This is a genomic window from Streptomyces sp. 3-6, assembly GCF_056323165.1.
Genome location: NZ_JBWHZP010000030.1, coordinates 1 through 16,851, shown reverse-complemented (window position 1 = coordinate 16,851; position 16,851 = coordinate 1). Strand labels below are relative to the sequence as shown.

General features: G+C 70.0%; 11 protein-coding genes and 1 pseudogene. 5 read left to right on the top strand and 7 right to left on the bottom strand.

The window, feature by feature from the left end:
* Positions 1-2 precede the first annotated feature (2 nt).
* The 5 genes from AC02VZ_RS24940 to AC02VZ_RS24920 all read left to right on the top strand — a co-directional run bounded on the left by AC02VZ_RS24940 (position 3) and on the right by AC02VZ_RS24920 (position 8,483).
* Positions 3-1,247, top strand: coding sequence for a metallophosphoesterase family protein (locus AC02VZ_RS24940; RefSeq protein ID WP_351115466.1), 1,245 nt, complete (start codon positions 3-5; stop codon positions 1,245-1,247).
* Entirely contained in the window at positions 1,244-4,456 is a 3,213-nt protein-coding gene (locus AC02VZ_RS24935) for an AAA family ATPase (protein ID WP_476476446.1), read from the top strand. The genes AC02VZ_RS24940 and AC02VZ_RS24935 overlap by 4 nt, the downstream gene beginning before the upstream one ends.
* Before the next feature lie 498 nt (positions 4,457-4,954).
* Positions 4,955-6,550: a transposase gene (locus tag AC02VZ_RS24930; RefSeq protein WP_476476445.1), complete on the top strand. Its 1,596-nt coding sequence runs from the start codon at positions 4,955-4,957 to the stop codon at positions 6,548-6,550.
* Complete coding sequence (locus tag AC02VZ_RS24925; protein WP_078968246.1) at positions 6,547-7,320, top strand: AAA family ATPase; 774 nt, start codon at positions 6,547-6,549, stop codon at positions 7,318-7,320. Before AC02VZ_RS24930 ends, AC02VZ_RS24925 begins: the two co-directional genes overlap by 4 nt.
* 131 nt (positions 7,321-7,451) lie before the next feature.
* Positions 7,452-8,483 (top strand): hypothetical protein, encoded by a 1,032-nt coding sequence (locus AC02VZ_RS24920; RefSeq protein ID WP_476476444.1) that lies wholly within the window; start codon positions 7,452-7,454, stop codon positions 8,481-8,483.
* 150 nt (positions 8,484-8,633) lie between these two features.
* On the opposite strand, the gene AC02VZ_RS24915 is transcribed toward AC02VZ_RS24920, so the two are convergent.
* From AC02VZ_RS24915 to AC02VZ_RS24885, 7 genes and pseudogenes are all read right to left on the bottom strand, one after another.
* Positions 8,634-10,052 (bottom strand): Wadjet anti-phage system protein JetD domain-containing protein, encoded by a 1,419-nt coding sequence (locus AC02VZ_RS24915; RefSeq protein WP_476476443.1) that lies wholly within the window; start codon positions 10,050-10,052, stop codon positions 8,634-8,636.
* On the bottom strand, positions 10,045-13,116 hold the full coding sequence (locus tag AC02VZ_RS24910; RefSeq protein ID WP_476476442.1) for a coiled-coil domain-containing protein: 3,072 nt from the start codon (positions 13,114-13,116) through the stop codon (positions 10,045-10,047). Before AC02VZ_RS24910 ends, AC02VZ_RS24915 begins: the two co-directional genes overlap by 8 nt.
* On the bottom strand, positions 13,113-13,763 hold the full coding sequence (locus tag AC02VZ_RS24905) for a hypothetical protein (RefSeq protein ID WP_351115475.1): 651 nt from the start codon (positions 13,761-13,763) through the stop codon (positions 13,113-13,115). Before AC02VZ_RS24905 ends, AC02VZ_RS24910 begins: the two co-directional genes overlap by 4 nt.
* A 4-nt stretch (positions 13,764-13,767) precedes the next feature.
* Complete coding sequence (locus AC02VZ_RS24900) at positions 13,768-14,331, bottom strand: hypothetical protein (RefSeq protein WP_351115476.1); 564 nt, start codon at positions 14,329-14,331, stop codon at positions 13,768-13,770.
* The gene (locus AC02VZ_RS24895; protein WP_476476441.1) at positions 14,324-15,475 is read right to left on the bottom strand and encodes a hypothetical protein; all 1,152 of its coding nucleotides are present in this window, start codon (positions 15,473-15,475) and stop codon (positions 14,324-14,326) included. The genes AC02VZ_RS24900 and AC02VZ_RS24895 overlap by 8 nt, the downstream gene beginning before the upstream one ends.
* A gap of 177 nt (positions 15,476-15,652) precedes the next feature.
* Positions 15,653-15,934, bottom strand: coding sequence for a hypothetical protein (locus tag AC02VZ_RS24890; protein ID WP_476476440.1), 282 nt, complete (start codon positions 15,932-15,934; stop codon positions 15,653-15,655).
* A 313-nt stretch (positions 15,935-16,247) separates the two neighbouring features.
* Positions 16,248-16,851: pseudogene (locus tag AC02VZ_RS24885) on the bottom strand (hypothetical protein); the annotation flags it as partial.

The window sequence follows — 16,851 nt, the reverse complement described above, 5'->3', positions numbered from 1 at the left end:
GCATGAGCAGACTGCTCCACACCTCCGACTGGCATCTGGGCCACATCCTGCACGGGCATCCACGCGACGAGGACTTCGATGCCGTCCTGGCCGAGATTGTGGCCATCGCCCGGGAGAGCCAGCCGGACCTGATCGTCCACAGCGGCGATCTGTTCCACTCCTCCCGTCCCACCGTCCGGGACATGTTCCGCGCAATGCGCGCCCTGCGCGAACTCGCCGCCATCGCCCCCACCGTGGTCGTGGCCGGCAACCACGACTCCCCCCACTACCTGGAGTTCCTCCACTTCGTGAGCGGTCCCTCCTGCGGCCGGGGCCTGTTCTTCGTCGACCGGCTCCGCCCGGCACACGACGGGGGCGTGATGACCTTCGAGGCCTGCGGCGGTGAGCAGCGCATCCGGCTGGCTGTCCTGCCCTTCGTGCACCCGAACCGGTTCTGGCGGCGCGATTCCACCTCCGGCACGTCGTATGCCGACTACGCCGAGGCGATGCGCGGCCTGCAGGGGGAACTGACGGAGGCCTTGCACGAGGGGTACGACCCCGACCGGGACATTCTGCTGTTCACGGCCCACGTGTTCGTCAAAGGCGCCCGGACCTCCCCGAGCGAACGGGCCGTGGACGAGGCCTTCGAGACCCCTCCCGAAGATCTTCCGGTGGTGTCATACGCCGCTCTCGGACACATCCACCGCCCGCAGGCCATCGAGGGCCTGAAGTTCGCCGCCCGCTACGCGGGCAGCCCGCTGGCCATGGACTTCGGTGAAGCCGACGAGACCAAGAGCGTCGTGATCGTCGACGCCGACCCGGGGCGGCCGGTGCGGGTGCTGCCGCGCCGGCTCTCCAGCGGCCGGCGGCTGACCCACTTCACCGGACCCCTCGAGGAACTGAAGGCCGCGGCCGACCAGTACGACGGGACCTTCCTCAAACCGGTGATCACCGGCGAGGAGCCCGACGGGCTCCTCAGCCAGAAGATCGCCGAGATCGTCCCGAACGCGATCCTCATCAACCCGGCCCCGGCCCGGGAAGATGCCGCCGGCGCCGTCTTGGACGGTGACCTGGGCGATGAGCCGGAACTCCCCGACGCGTTCCGGGCCTACCTGGCCCGTGAGGGAGTGGACGCAGATGCCGCGGAGTCGACCGTCACCGCCTTCCTCCACCTGCTCAACGAACTCGACGACGAGACGCTGACCCCGGTCCCGGCCGAGGAACAGCTGCGCGCCGCGCTGGAAAATCCCTGGAAGGAGGCGTCGTGAAGCCCTTGCAGCTCACCCTCACGGGCGTGCGCAGCTACGCCGGCACCTGCAGCATCGACTTCACCGGCAAGCGCCTGCTCGCCATCCTGGGTAACACCGGCGTGGGCAAGTCCACCATCCTCGAGGCGATCATCTTCGCCCTGTACGGGACGTGTTCGTGGTCCAAGGACCCCAAGGCCGCCTACGAGCTGATCGGCAAGGGATGCCCCAGCATGGACGTGGCGTTCGAGTTTTCGGCGAACGGCCGCGAGTGGAGTGTGCGCCGCACCCTGCATGCGGAAGGCAAGAAGGGGCCGCAGGCCGTGCTCGAGCCCCTGGCCGATGACAGCGCCGACTTGCGGGTCGACGGCAAGTCCGCGGTGACGCAGGCGGTGACCCGGATCATCGGGCTGGACTGGGACGGCTTTGTCAGCACGGTCCTGCTGCGCCAGGGGAAGTTCGACGCCCTCCTCAAGGCCCCCAGGGCCATGCGTGCCGACATCCTGCGGCACATCTTCGGCATCAACGAGCTCGAGCGTGTACGCAAACGGGCCGGCGTGCGACTGGAGCGCCTGAATACGCAGATCACCGAGGGAACCAGGGCCCGTGCGCTTCTCCTGCCGGATCCTCATGCTGCCGCTTCCCAGGCGCTGCTGGATCTAGAACGCACCCGGGGTATCGCGGCCCGCCGGCGCGAGCGACTGGATGCGCTGCGCGCGGCCCAGAGCCGGGCCGTCGAGCACAAGCACCGCAAGACGGGCTTGGACAAAGCGGCGCGGCTGCTGCGTGAGCGCGCTGTTGCGGATTCGAGCATCACAATGGCCGCGCTGGCGCGGAAGAAGAGGGAACTCGATGCCGAGGCAGCAGAGCAGGAGACCACCGGACGCGACTTGGCCGCGAAGCTGGAGGCGGCGCAGGGCGCGCTGGATACGGCCGCACAGGCCGGTGACACGCTCCGCTCCCTGTCCAGCGCGTTCGCTGTCCTGTCCCGCCTGCCGGAGCGTGCAGCCGGCCTGGACGCCGTCGAACAGCGGCTGAAGCAGGAGCAGCTTCAGCACGACGAGCACGAACAGGAGCACACGCAGGCACGACAGGAACTGGAAGAGCACGAGCAGCGCAACGCGGCCCTCGTCGAGGCCGCCGGCCGGGCCGAGCGCATGGTGAGCGAGGCGCGCACGCACACCGACCAGGTCCAGGAGGCCGTCCGGGCAGCGCTGCAGGAGGCCAACGCCGCGGCCGGGCATGTGCAGACACAGCGCACGACGCTCGAGACGGTGGAGGAACAGCGCGGCCACAGCGCCGGCCTGGAGAGCGAGCTGAAGAAGCTGCGCGGCGCTCTGGAAGCGGCCCAGGACGACCTCGCAGCGCTGCAGCGCAGGGAGGCGGCCCACGCGGCGGGTGCCGGTCTGGCGCCCGGGGACGCCTGCACGGTGTGCACCCAGCCCGTCCCCAGCGACTTCGCTCCCCCGCCGCTGTTGGACGGCAAGGCACTTACTCAGGCCAAACGCAAGGTCACCACACGCTCGAACGCCGTCGAAGCGGCGGTGGAGGCCAAGGCTGAAGCGGCCGCCCAGCTGCAGGGAACCGAGCGGAAGGTCGAAAAGCACCGCCGCGGACACCTGGCCGCCCGCGAGCGCATGGACGCGGCGCTGCTCCAGGTGCAGGAGCTGGTGGATGCGGTACACCCGGCCGGTGCTCCCGCCACGGCCACCGCCCTGGACGCGCTGGGCCGGCAGACGACGGCTCAGGTGCATGCCCTCGCCGAGGGCGAACCAGTAGGCCGGGCGCAGATCACCCGTGCGGTCAAAGCACTTACCCAGCCGCTGCGCGACGCAGAGGGTGAGGCCCTCGCGGCCCACACAAGCGCCCAGGCGCAGTTGGGGGCGGCGCAGGCCGAGAACGAGGCGGCCCGGGCCGAGCTCAAGCGTCAGCGCGGCCGCCTGCAGCGTGAGCGCAAACGGCTGGACAAGACCCGGCTGCAGTACGAGACCGAGCTGGCGAGTGTGCTGACGGAGGTCAGCGAACTGCCGCCCTCCATCCGCCCCGCCCAGCCCTCCCCATCACAACTGCCCTCCCTGCAGGACATCGCCTCCGCTAAGGAGGCGGCCGGCCAGCGCCTCGAACGGCTCGAGCAAAGGACACTGGAGCGTGACGACGCCCAGAAGGCCCTCACGCTGCACAGCGAAAACCTGCAGGCCCTGGACGCACGCCGCCGGCGCACCGTCGAGACCCCCACACGCAAGCTCATCAAACAGCTGGAGCGCTGGGCGGACACGGCCACCGATGCCACAGGTCTTCTCGAGGCCGAGGCGTCCCCCGACCTGCCTCCCGTTCCGGACGCAGGCGACCTGGCCGCCGTCGACACCTACTGCATGGCCCTCACCTCGCTGCATCAGCGTCTGACCGGCACTCTCGGGCAGGCCGCTCAGCACGCCGACGACGAGGTCCGCGCATTCGAGAAGGAGCTGATCCGCCAAGCCGGCGCCACCGCCGACGAGACGGACCCGGACCCCGGCTTCCCGGTGCCCGAGAAGAGCGACCTGCTCGCCCCCGCCGTCCTCGACCCGCTCAGCCGCAAGACCATCCAAGCCGAAGGCGCGCACGAGACGGCCAAGGCCGATCTGCGCACCGCACAGTCCCAAATCCCCTACGCCGACGCGCTGGGCACCGCCCTCGAAGCCGCCAGCCGGCAGGCCGCGGTGTGGAAGAGCGTGAGCGACCAGCTCACCGACGGGAAGTTCCTCACCTATCTCACCGATCAGCGCACCCATGCGCTGCTCAGGCACGGCAGCAGGATCCTCCGGCAGATCTCCATGGGTGACTACGCATTCACCGATGACTTCCAGATCTGTGAACGCGCCACCAATCACGCGCGCGACCCGGAGACCCTCTCCGGCGGAGAGACCTTCCAGAGCTCCCTCGCGCTGGCGCTGGCGCTCGTCGAACTCCACAACACCAGCCACAACAAGCTGGAAAGCCTGTTCCTGGACGAAGGTTTCGGCTCTCTGGACAACATCCGCCTGGGCGACACCCTCGCCGTCCTGAGCGACAGCGTGGCCCAGGACAAGAGGGTCATCCTCATCAGCCACCTGTTCCCGGTGGCCGAGGTCGTCGACAACGTCCTACTCATCAACAAAACCGGCCAGGGCTCCACGGCCGCCTGGCTCACACCGCAACAACGCACCGCAGCCATCCACGACGGGATCCAGCGCCTGCTGGAAAACACCTGAGCAGTACCAAACCGGCCACCACAGTCGCCGAGGAGCCCATCTCCCAGTCCCCGAACAGCCTCTTCGGGCGCCGGTGGCTCCGCGTTGCGGTGACCGGCAGGCCCGGTACTTCCATTCCCGGCGCATCACAGGGCCCCCCTGCATGCCTGCGGCCGGCGCTGACAAGAACTGGCTCAGCGCCGACCGCAGCCGTCCACCCGACGGCGCCGCAGCAGGGCGGCCGGGCCGGGTCCTCCCCGGTATCCCGGCGCACGAGTGCTCCTCGGGCAGCCGGGCTGTGAGGAACACGCCCCCCTTCCTGGCGAAGGTGCTGATGCTCGCACCCGGCGCTGGCTGACGGCTGGGCCGTGCCCGCCTCCCCTGGCATGACGCCGCCTCACAGCCCTGGCGACGGCCCAGGGGCCGCCCGCACCGTCCTGCCCGGACACCGCCAACGCCCTGCGGAAGCGCGGCACTTGTGGCCTTCCGCGCTTCGTATCCATTTAAGGAGCAGACCGCATGAATGACTCTTCTGCAGGCACGCAGGGTGCCGGCAAAGCGGTGTTCACCGCCCGCTCGGGGCGGCTGGCCGCGCTGCCGCGGTTGCTGTCGCTGGACCAGAGCGGCGAGCTGACCAGCGCACACGTGAAGCTGGTCGCCACGGCCGTGGGCCGCTCGGAGCGGGCGGTGTGGCGGTGGGTCGCCACGGCGCGCGCCACCGGCCGCGTCGACGCGGCGTCCCGGACACGGTTCAGCGTCACCCCGGAGATCCGGCGGCTGCTGGTGCTGTGGGGAGGCAACGCCTCCGCCGTGCACCGCGAGCTCAAGCAGGGGGCCCTGGCCGATCCCCGGCTGCCTGCGGCCCCGTCGCTGTCGACGATCCACCGGGCGCTGCGCCGGGACCTGACTCTTGGGGAGCGGGCCGGGCTCGCCAAGGGGGAGGCCGCCCGGCGGGCCTTCGACGTGTTCGCACAGCGTCCTCCCGCGCACCGCAACGCCGCCTGGGAGGGCGACCACAAGTGTGTGCCCGTGCGGGTGCTGCTCGAGGACCAGTTCGTGCAGCCCTGGGTGACCTGGTTCATCGACTGCCACACCAAAGTCATCACGGGGGTGGCTGTGACGCCTCATGCGCCCAGCGCGGATGCGGTGCTGGCGGCCCTGCGGATGGCCCTTGACCGTGCCGAGCCCTTCGGGCCGGCCGGCGGCCTGCCGGGCCTGATCCGGGTGGACCGCGGCAAGGAGTTCTTGTGTGCCACCGTGGCCTCGGCCCTGGGCGCCTTCGCCGTTCCCGTCGTCGATCTTCCCGCCTACAGCCCGCATCTGAAGGGCACCATCGAGGCGCTCAACGGTGCGGTCGAGGAGATGCTGTTCGTCTCCATGCCGCGCTACGTGCACCGGCAGACACTCACCGGCGGGCGTACCGCGGATCCGGACGAGCCCGCGCTCTCCTTCGAGGCGTTCGTGGAACTGCTGCTGAAGTGGGTGCACTGGTGGAACACCGAGCACCAGCCCAGGGCGCTGGGCGGCCGTACCCCGATGCAGGCGTGGTCGTGCGATCCCACTCCCCTGCATGACGTTCCCGCCGAACAGCTGGCCCATTTCGGGCTCGAGGACGACGGCCGCACCCGCACCATCACCACGCAGGGCGTGCGGTGGCGCAACCGCCACTACATCGCCCCCTGGATGGTCGGCCAGGCCGGTGTCCGTGTCGCGGTGCGCCACCTGCCCCACCACGACCTGACCATCGAGGTCTTCGGCCTGGACGGCGTACACCTGGGCAGCGCCGTTCTGGCCGAGGCGGCCAGCGAGGAGCAGGTCCGTAAGGTCCGCAGCGCCCGCACCGCGAAGGCGCGGCGGCTTCGCGCGGACATGAAGGCCGCGGCACGGCTGCGCCGCGAGCGCTTCGAGGCCGTCACCACCGCCGCCCCGCCCGAGCGTCTGGGTGCGCTGACCGAGGCGGAGGCCGAGGCAGAACTTGCCGACTCGGCTGCCACGGACCTGCGGCGGGCCGATCCCGGCTACATCCCGCACCAGCCCGTCCCGGACGGCTGGGCCCGCCCGATCCCACCGGCCGCGGACGAGCCGGAGGACGACACCCCTGAGGAGAACGCGTGAGCGGTGACATGGACTACGGCAGGCTGCCCGCAGAGGACGAGGACCACTTCCACCGCCTCGATGCGCACCTGGTGGCCACCGACGCGCTCATGACGACCCTGGACGACGTCCAGGCGACGATCGATGCCAAGGCCATGATGGTCGCCTACGGAGCGGCCGGATACGGCAAAACGATGTCGGTGAACTCGGCGCTGCGCAAGATCGCCCCCGACAACACCTACCGCCTGGAGCTGCGCTCGGGGCCGACCCCCCGCGACATCCGCCACGGACTGTTTCACGCCCTGGGGCTGCCCGGGGAACCGCCGACCCGGCCGATCGAATTCGACACGCTCCTGAAGGAGACGCTGTCGCAGACGTTCCGGGTGCTGGTGTGCGACGAGGCCCAGTGGATGGGCCGCAGTTCGTTCGAGTACTGGCGCCACCTGTGGGACGACCGCAACACCGACATCGCGGTGATCTTCGCCGGCGGCGATGGCTGCTACAAGGTCCTCAAGCGTGAACCGATGCTGGCGTCACGGATCTTCATCTGGCAGAAGTTCACGCGCATGCCCGAGGCCGAAGTCGTCGGCACACTGCCGGCGTTCCACCCCCTGTGGACCGGGGTGGACCCGCAGATGATCCGCAACATCGACCGGGCCGCGGCCCACGGCAACTTCCGCAACTGGGCCACCATCACCAAGCACATGCTCAACGGCATGAAAAAGAAGGGGCTGACCGAGGTCAAGCAGGACCTCGTCAACTGGGTGTACAGCAAGCTCGGCGGCATGTAGCAACGCCCACGCAGGCGCGGCGGCCCGGCAAGCCCGGGCCGCCGCCGGCAACCGTGCGCCGTACGGACCGGCCTGGCGCCTGGCCGGTCCGGGGCGGTGTGGCGGCGCGCGGCCAGGAGAGGGTTGTGGCAGTGGCGTACAGCGACGTGACGATCGTGGTGGACGAGCGGGATGACCTGTTCTACACGCGGGCGGCGCTGCAGGCCCACCGTCCCGGGGAAGGCCGCATCACCGTGCAGCCGACGCCGGCCAGCGCAAGTCCGGCCGCGCTGGCGCACGACATGCTGTATGCGCTGGGCAAGCGGCTGGCCCCCGGGCCCGACTCCCCCGATGTGTGGCTGGACTCGGTGAACGCGGCCTGGCTCGCCGCGGCTGCCTGGGGCGTCGCAATGGGGGTGCGGCACGTTGTGGTCCCCCGGGCCCATCTGCTGACCATTCGGCGCATCGACCAACTGCTCGCCTGGCGCGAGTCGACGGGGGCTCAGCTGACGCTGCTGTGGCAGAAGGCCCCGCGCGGACTGCCGCCGGCGCTGGCCCGCGTGGAGCGCCGCATCAGCGGCCGGACCCAGTTCAAGGCGCTCCTCGCCGAGCCGGGACCGATACCCGCGCGCCCCTCCTTCCCTCCCGCTCCCCCGGCGATCACGGGAGCGGCGGCGACGGCTACGGGGCAGTCACCCACCCCGCAGCCGCGCGGGACCAGGGCCGCGTCGACGAGGCCCGGGCGGCGGGCTCACCCTTGCGCCGGTGCGTTGGCCACGGCGCAGCTCGACCAAGCCGCCCCTGCCCTCGAGATCGCGTCCGAGGAGGCCACCGCTCTGGCCGCTCTCGCGCACCCGCTCATCGCCGGAGCTCTAAGCGTACTGGCCTTCACACGGGCCGGTCTGGGCAGCCTGCGCTTCACCCGCGACCTCGACATCTCCGGCGACGTCTGCGTCATCAAGCTCCACGGGGTCGGCCATCGGCACTGCCCTTTGCATGCCGTGCCTGCCTGGGCACGCCCGCTGCTGGCCGGGGCCCGCGCCCACCACCGTCTGATGGCCTGCTCGCCCAGGGAGAGCGTGTTCTCCCCTGTCATGCTGGCCGAAGCCCGGCATCTGCGCGCGCACGCCGGACGTCTGCCTCAGCTCGACTTGTCCCTGCTCGCTGGCATCCTCGTCCCTTGAGCCGTGCGCAGCGAGGCACTCGCCCTGCGCCAAAGACGCGGCAGGGTGTTGATGCCGTGTTCGCAGCAGGCCACCGGCTGGAGCAGGAAGGCTGGAGCCGGACACGCCCGGCCCGAACCGACCTGCTGGCCGCTGCCCGCTTCTGGGAGGTCAGGAGCTGCCGGACACGTGCACGGCTTTTAGCAGACCGGGGAGTGCGGGGAGGACTTCGTCGTAGAGCGTCTCCTGTTCGCAGCCGTGCCCGTCGGTCCGGGCGATCTCTTCGGCCAGGTCGCGCAGGGCCTCGATGCCGTCGCACGCCAGCTGGGCGGCGAGCTTGCGGTTCTCCTTCGGTTTCGTGGGCTCCTGACGGTACTTGGTGCCGCCCCGGTAGAGGTCGACGGTCATCGCGACGGGTGTGACGGGCCGCCCGATGCGGTCGGCGAGGTTGCCGATGATGCGGATGCCGTGGGCGTCGAGGTCGCCCCATGCCGCGAGGGGCAGGCCGTCGAGGCCGCGGAGGAATTCGGCCAGGCCGTCGGTCGCATAGCCCTTGCCCCAGATGCACAGCCAGGTGTCGGCGATCTCCGGGATCTTGCAGACCTGTTCGAAGGTGTCCTCGTTCTCGACCAGGAAGACGCCTCGGGCGTCGCAGGAGATCATGCCGAGGGCGCAGACACCGCGGGCGGGAAGCGCGAGCCAGGGACGGCAGGCTGCCGCGTCGGCGATAACGGTACCGACGCGCCACTGCAGGGGGCCGCGGATGCGTAGTTCGGTGTCGGCCTTGTCGACGGCCTGATCGAAGGGGACGCCGATCAGGTTGGAGAAGGCCTGCTGCCGGGCGGGGGTCCAGGCGCTCTTGGTGTCGCGCAGGCTGCGTCCGGCGAGCTCCTTCGCGGTGATCTTGCGCGGTGCGCCTTGAGCGGGCCACCAGACGCCGGCGGCCCGGATGGCGATCTCGTATACGCGCCAGTCCTCGGCCCTGGTGGCGGTGCCTTCGGGGATCTTCAGGACCCGGCCGGGCGGCGTCGTGGCCAGCAGAGCGTGCTCATGGGCGAGCTCAGGGATGCCGGACATGATGTCGAGGAGCTCGCGGTGCAGGTCCTCAGGATGCTGGCGGCCCTGGAGTTCGGCGAGTTTGTCCTCGGCGAGTTCGGCCCATGACCGGGTCAGGGTCCATGAGCGCGGACTGTAGCCGGTGGCGTTGACGACGTCGCAGCGCAGGATGACGGCGCCACAGCGGATGAGGTCGGCCACGATCTGCCAGGCGTTGTCGCCGAGGTCGGCCTGGATGGTGGGCCAGCGTTTGGCGGTCTTGGTCTGCAGGACTTTGATCAGTTGTCGGGTAGTCAGGGTGGGTGGCGGGTCGTAGGGGCTGACGGGGTGGTCGGCGACAAGGTCGACCTGCCGGGGGCTGACGCGTCGTCGGCGGTCTCGGGGGACGCGCACGTGGATGGTGTCGTCGCTGTCCTTGGTGATCCGCGGCAGTGTGACGGCTGTGATGCCTGGCGGCAGGTTGCGCAGGGGAACGGTCTCGCGGCCGTGTGCCTCGCCGATGAGGAGAGGAGGTCGTTGAGTGAGGTCAGGCATGGGCGCGTCCTGCGGTGATCCAGTCTTCGGTGAGTTGGGTTCGGGCACCATTGCTGTCGAAGGCCCATGCGCTGGTGGGCTGGTTGATGATGTCGGCTGCTGATGCGTGGACGAACCACAGCAGTTCCCCACAGACGTCGGCGGCGTCGGCGAGGACGCTGTCCTGGCAGGTGCCGAGGATGGTCAGGTGCTGGTCGCGTGCGACGTCGCGTAGGGCAGCGAGCATGTCCTTGCGGTTGACTTCTCCGAGGCTATTGCCGAGTTCGTCCAGGATCAGGACCCTGCCCTGGGTGTGAGAGTCGGCCAGGAGCGCCGCGAGGACGAGCAGGATGGCGTGCACCTTGACCTGGGCGCTGTTGGCGTTTTCTCGGTAGGAGACGTATCCGCCGCTGCGGGAGCGTTTCCATCGTGGGATGACCTGCCACTGCCAGTCCCCGGCGCCCTGGGGACGGATGCTGATGTGCTCGAGTTTGGCTCCGTGGCCGTCGCTGCGCAGGTCGAGGTCGTGGAATGCGGCGCTGATCTGAGCGAAGAGGCCGTCGAGGTGCTTTTCGATCATGTCCTGGAGGGTTTCCAGGTTGCGGGCGCTGGTGGTGACGCCGTCGGTGAGTTCTGCGATGGCCTGCTGCCGGGCGTGCTGGTCGTGGGTGATGCGCGCTGCGGCGACCTCGTCTTGGTCCCGATGGCCGGCGAGGCGGTTGTCCAGCGGGGCTGCTACGTCGGCGAAGGTGAGGGAGGGGAGGCCGGCGGGATCGGTGTCGGCGAAGGACTGCATCATTTCCTGGCCCGTGCGGAGGTCTTGGCTGACGTCCGCGCCTGAGGTGCCGTCAACGCCGTAGTGCTCGTAGGCCCGGCGCAGTTGGTCTTCCGATTGTCGGCGCAGGGCTGCCGGCCGGGAGGAACGGGTCTGGTCCGATGTCTGGTCCAGGAGGCGGGTGGCGTCTTCGAGGGTTGCGCCCCACTGCTGCTGCCACTGGGCGGCGGCGACCTGCTCGCGCTGGCGTTCGAGGGCGGCCAGGTTGCGCTGGCGTTCCTTGAGCGCCTTGCTGGCCGCTTCCAGGGTGAGCTTTGCGCTGGTGAGGAGCTGCTTGTGGGAGGCGTGCCGGGCCACGGCCTCCTGCCAGACCTGCTGGAACTCCTGCTCGTCGCGAGCGGCGTTGGCGGAGCGGCTGGCAAGGTCGTCGATCTTGGCCTGGAGGTCGTTCTCCTGGGTGCCAAGGTGTGCGAGTTCTTCAGCCGCCTGGGCGGCTGCGTGCAGGGTCTGGGCCAGGGTGAGGGCAGCGGTGGCCGCGGTCATGGCTTCGGTGGCCTCGGTGCAGGCTTGTTCTGCGGCTGCGAGGTTGGCGCGGGCCTGTCGGAGTTGGGCTTTGCGTCCGGCCAGGGCGGTGGGGAAGCCGCCCGTCACGGTCAGCGCCAGTGCCTGGTCACGGACGGCCAAGCCGTCGGACGAGGGAATCAGGCGCTGTTGGAGGGTGGCGAGGAAGCGGGTCACGTTCAGGGTGCTGTGAATGCCCTCGGGCAGGGCTTTCTGCCCGGTGTCGGAGGAGATGATCTGGGCGCCGGGCAGAGCGGCATGCAGCAGGCGCCGGGCTGTGTCTTCGTGCTCGGGTTCGACGACGATCGCGTCCTGCCAGGGGGCAAGGCGCGGTTCCCACTCCGGGCGTACGCCCTCGTCTACGTTGAGCTGGTCGAGCAGGCCGTGCGCAGGAATGCGGTGTTCGCCCAGCAGATCGATGGCGCGGCCGGCTTGACCGCTGCGGCCCTGCTCGACGTCGTGCAGGTGGGTGCGGGCATGGGTGAGGGCGCTCTCGGCCTCGTCGCATTGCAGCTCTGCCTTGGCGTGCTCGCGTTGGCGTTGGTCCAGGCGGGCGGCAGTGGCGGTGCAGTCGCTGCCGTCCCAGCCCTGCGCCGCAGGCAGCAGGGTGGCCCGCCGGTTCCGCAGCATCGCCTGTTGCGTAGTCAACTCCGTCATTTTCCTGGACAGTTCGCCGACAAGTTGTCGTGCGTCGGACCATGCCTGGTGGGCTGCGCCTTTTTGGGCGGCGAGTTCTTCGGCGGACCCGAGCAAGTTCAGACGGTCCTCGGCATCCTGCACGAGGACCGCGGCTTTCTCGGCGGCCTGCTGCTCTCCCTCCATGAGCGCGGCAACGCGCTGGTCACTGTGGTGGGCGTCGCGGTAGGAGGCCGCGAGGTAGCGGTGCCATGCCTCGTGGCCGCGCTGGAGGGCGAGGCGGGCGGTCTCGCGGGCGCGCACACCGCTCATCACCTGTTCTTCGGCGAGCAGTGCCTGGGTGTGCTCGGCCTGGGCCTTCTCGAGGCTGATCCGATGCTGCAGGGCCTGGCCGCGCAGGTCGTCTTCCTCCTCCAGCAGGGGGGTCATGCCTGACAGGGCGATCAGGGACCGGCCGATGTCGTGGGGCTCCATCTCGGTCAGCTGCTGGCTGAGCAGTGAGGGCACGGGCGGGCGCAGGGCGGTGTCGAGGTAGGTGAGGCAGCGCGGGGCGGTGCCGTAGAGCTTCTCGGCCATGGCGCGGGCAGACAGGAGCTGGCGGGTGCCCAGCTCGCGCCACAGGGCGTCGGCCTGGATGCTGCGCTCGTGATCGGTGGGGGCGTCGGCGACGTGCAGGCCTTCAGTCCAGTTGGCCTGCAGGTAGGGGGTGGTGGTCGCGATGCGGACCCAGACGGTCAGGGGGTTCGCGGCCGGTTCGTCGGGGTGGGCGAAGACGCCGACGATGTAGCCGTGGGTGACCGGGGACGCCTGGTGAGCCTGGTCGACGCCTGCTGCGTCGGGGCGGAACAGGATGCCGCTGGCGTGCCGACCCCCGTTGGTCTCCAGGCGCCACTGCGGATCGGCCAGCAGCAGGGAGACCGCGATGAGGAAGCTGGTCTTGCCGGATCCGTTCGAGTCGTCCTTGGGGCCGATACCGGAGACGGCGATGAAGGTCTCCGGGACGATCGGGACGGCGTGTGCCGTGAGCCGGGCGATGTCGAAGGCCTGGACAGCGATGAGCTGGCGGTCGCCGACGATGCCCCGGGACGGGTCGGAGGGGGGCGGGGTGGTCATGATCTGTCGTGCACCTCGTGATCAAGAGCAGTGGCCGTCGGCGCGGTGGGGCGGGCGCGGCGCCGACGGATCGATTCGGCGAGAGCACTGTTGGGATCGGCGAGCAGGATCAGCTGTTCGAACAGTTCGGCGCCCACAGCCGCCGTCAGCCGCAGAAACTGGTGGCCCAGGACGTAGCCCGTTCTGGTCCGCCGGACCAGGTCGGCGTCGGTGAGGCGCTGCAGCGCGCTGGTGAGAACGACGTCGGACACCTGGCAGCCCTTGAGCTGGTCCCTGGGCACGGGGGTGCCCTGGGTCCACAACTGCTCGGGCAGGGCGGTGCCGGACGCTCGGGGAATGGCGACGCTGAACAGCAGGATCAAGGTGAGGACGGCGCGGTCGTCGCGCGGCAGGACTCCGATTCCTTCGTGCGCCAGACGTTGTCTGATCTCGTCGGTGTAACCGGAGAGGTAGCCGCCGCCGACCGCGAGCAGGGTGCGTCCGGATGCGGCCAGCACCTGTTCCACCACGATGCGCAGCGGGATCTCGGCGAGGGCACGGAAGTGGAGGGACGGTACGGGGATCACGGCGGTCTCCACGGCGCAGACCGCCGCTCGGACGTCGGCCCGCCGGTTGTGGGACAGGGCTTGCAGTGCCGGTACGTCCACGGGCTCACTTCTTCCTCGGAGCGGGCAGGATGTCGTAACCGTTGCGTAGTTCGGCCACATCGCGCTCGGACCACAGCGCGACCATGGGTCCGAGGCGGATCATGCCGTCGCCGCCGTCTGCCGCGAGGTGTCCGCATGCGCGCAGGAACCGCAGGGCCGTCAGGAAGTGCCCGGTCTGCGCCAGCACGGCCGCCCCGTCGCGGGGCGCGAGGGTGTCCTGGAGAGGAGTCAGGGCGGCGAGGACGTCCTGCTGTGCGGCGGGTTGTCCCGGATATAGCGGCTGGCTGGGGTCAGGCCAGCAGTGGCGGATGCAGCAGGCCAGCGTGAGCAGGCGGACGGTCGAGGCGGTTCGGTGGACGTCGTTGTCGCCCAGCGCGCCACTTGCCGGTTCCACATCGGGAGCCCAGCCGGTCATCAGCTCCTGGGTCCCGTCGGGGGTGACGACATCGACCAGCCGGCGCTCCACATCGTCGGCGGCGCAGCGCAGCTGGGTGAGTTCTGCGCGGTCCGCCGGGACAGGGACCGTGCGCAGGGCTCGGGCCCGTGCCAGCAGGTAGGGGTCACTCATGGGGGCTCTGCGGTGCGGCTTCGGTGTCGTCGTTTATGTCTTGTGGGCTGTCGGGAATGCGGTACACGGTCACCGGCGAGGCGTAGGTGACCGGCCCTGCGGCGTCCACGATGACCTCGCGGGAGATGTCGAGCATGAGCGGGATAGCGGGGTCGGCTGCGGCGCGCAGCATGTCGACCAGGTGCTTGACCGCTGCCTGCCAGGGCAGGGCACGCAGGCGGGCGGTGACGTCGGCTTCGTCCTTTCCGGCCATGAGTAGGGTCACGGTGGCCTCTCGCCGCTGCCGTGCGAGCGCGGCTTTGGCGCGTGCGGTCTCGACCGGATCCGGGCCGGGCGGCTGCGTCGGGGGGCGCGGCAGGCGCTGCCGCGGCGGCGGGGGCTGGTGGTCGGCTGCAGCGGTGAGGATCTGGCCCGTGGTGATCTGGACGTGGGGCGGATCGAAGACGGTCGTGGCGAACACCTGCGCGAGCGTTTCCGTGGAGGAGCGAAGGGCCGCAGTCAGGTACTGCTCGGGTAGGAGCATGCTGAAGTCGCGCCGGGTGGTCGCATGTTGCATGAGCCGGTCGTGGAACTCGTGGACGGCTCCTGTGTAGCGCAGGGCTTCCCGGATCAGGCGGGTGCCGCCGGAACGCAGTGCGGGGTACTGCTCGGCGACGGCATGGACGAGGTGTTTCGCTTCCTCGAGCGATGTGGTGTGGGCGTGGTGGTGACGTTGGCCGAGCAGTTCTTCGATGGGCCTGGTGCGCACCAGCCGCAGCAGGTGGTTGGTGTAGTTCGCAAGGCTCCGCCGGGCCTGGGCGATCTTGGCGGCCAGTTGTTCCTCGGTCAGGGAGCCGTTCAGAAGGCCTTCGCGGGCCCGGTCCAGCAGCATGGTGATCTCCTGGACACCGCCGGCCTCCCCCAGGCGCTCGTACACCAGCAGTGCGGCACCGCTGGTCGGGTTGAACACATACCGCTGGTCGTATGACTTGCCGTGCAGCGACTCCAGCAGACGAAGTTTGATGAAGATCCGGAATCTTGAATCGAACTCGTCGGCGGAGGCCACCGCGGCGCAGGCCTGGGCTATCTCCCCGCGGCTCAGGCCGTGTTCGGAGCCGAAGTCGCCGAACACGTCCCGGACGGCCTCGGCGATGCGCAGTGCCACCGGATCGCGTGTCACTGCGCTCGGTGCAGCAGCGACCGGTGCCACGAATGGCGGTATGTGTTCTAGACCCTCCGCGTCGTCCTCCTGCTGCACGGAGAACAAGTCAGGCTGATCCGGCAAGTCCCCCTCCACCCCCGCATCACGCGCGTCCCTGGACCAGCATGACCGCTACCGGGCTCAAAGGGCCTGGAAACCACAAAACTTGTCTTTATCCATCCCCAGCCCCAGCCGCAGCCGCAGCCGCAGCCGCAGCAGTGAGCGTGTGTCAGGCGCATCGGGCTCGCCGAGGTCTCTATCGTCCGTCTCGCTGGAGCGGGGCCTCGCGTCGAGCCGGCCGCCATGTACGCGAGTATCAACGCCTGCGGCATCGCCGCTGGCACCGTCAGCGCCGATCCCGCCGGCATGCTCGCCCCTCAGCGCAACCGCCTCGGTCCGCCAGCGGGAGTTGCCGCTGCGCACCGACCTGCGGGTCCTCAAGGCTGAGGTCCTGGCGGCCATCCTCGTCGGGCTCATGCAGCTGGCCGGGCGCGCACGCCGCGGCGGCACCTCCGTCGAGCTCTACCTGGTCGGAAGCGCGGACGGAGCGCCCGCCGGCTCGCCGAACCGCCGCGCGCTCACCTGCGCCAGCGCCCCTCTCGAAGCTGCCAGTTCGTCGCCGGTCTCTACGAAGAGCTCGGCTTCGACGCGGTCGACGCGAGTCCGCGCAGCGAATGGCCGCTTGCCCCCGTCCCGCGTAGCCCGCTATCCCGGTGACCAAGGAGCAACTGTTCGCCTACCTCGCGACGGCCAGGCGCGCGGCCTGAGGATCGGCCCACCGGCAGGTCCAGTGCAGGTCCCCGGAGTCCGGGCAGGCCTGCCATGACCTGACCAGTCCGGTCCGGACCAGCCGGTCGAGCATGTCGGGCAGCTCCGTGGGGTGCGTTCCGCAGGCGCGCGTCATCTGGTCGAGTTCGGTCAGGCCGGAGCCAGTTTCGGGATCGGTATGTGCCGCGAGGTAGACAACGGCTAGTTGCAGCAGTGACCCAGTGGCCTCTGCCCCGGCCGGGGAGCCAGCGCGCAGCGCCCAGTCCGCGGCCTGCACACGGTCTGGGCGGGCTGGGGCCTGGCCGAGCACTGTGATGTCGAGCAGTTCGGCGACGACCTCGCCGGCGGAGCATGCGGGGGCGATACGCAGCCATCGCACGTGTTCCAACTCGTGCCACGGGCCGGGGCCGTTGAGACGGAGGCTGCGCGGGATGCCCTGGGGCAGCCGGACGTGCATGGTGGCGTTCATGCGCAGGGCGCACTGCAGAGCGAGCAGGCGTGCGGCGGGCGAGACACCTGGCGGAAGTGCGGCGGCCAGGTAGTTGAGCATTTCGCGTACGCGGGTCTGTTCA

Excerpts from the sequence above, each read along its gene's own strand:
- AC02VZ_RS24940 (WP_351115466.1), top strand. The coding sequence starts at position 3 with ATGAGCAGACTGCTCCACACCTCCGACTGGCATCTGGGCCACATCCTG.
- AC02VZ_RS24930 (WP_476476445.1), top strand. The coding sequence starts at position 4,955 with ATGAATGACTCTTCTGCAGGCACGCAGGGTGCCGGCAAAGCGGTGTTC.
- AC02VZ_RS24915 (WP_476476443.1), bottom strand. The coding sequence starts at position 10,052 with ATGCCTGACCTCACTCAACGACCTCCTCTCCTCATCGGCGAGGCACAC.
- AC02VZ_RS24910 (WP_476476442.1), bottom strand. The coding sequence starts at position 13,116 with ATGACCACCCCGCCCCCCTCCGACCCGTCCCGGGGCATCGTCGGCGAC.
- AC02VZ_RS24900 (WP_351115476.1), bottom strand. The coding sequence starts at position 14,331 with ATGAGTGACCCCTACCTGCTGGCACGGGCCCGAGCCCTGCGCACGGTC.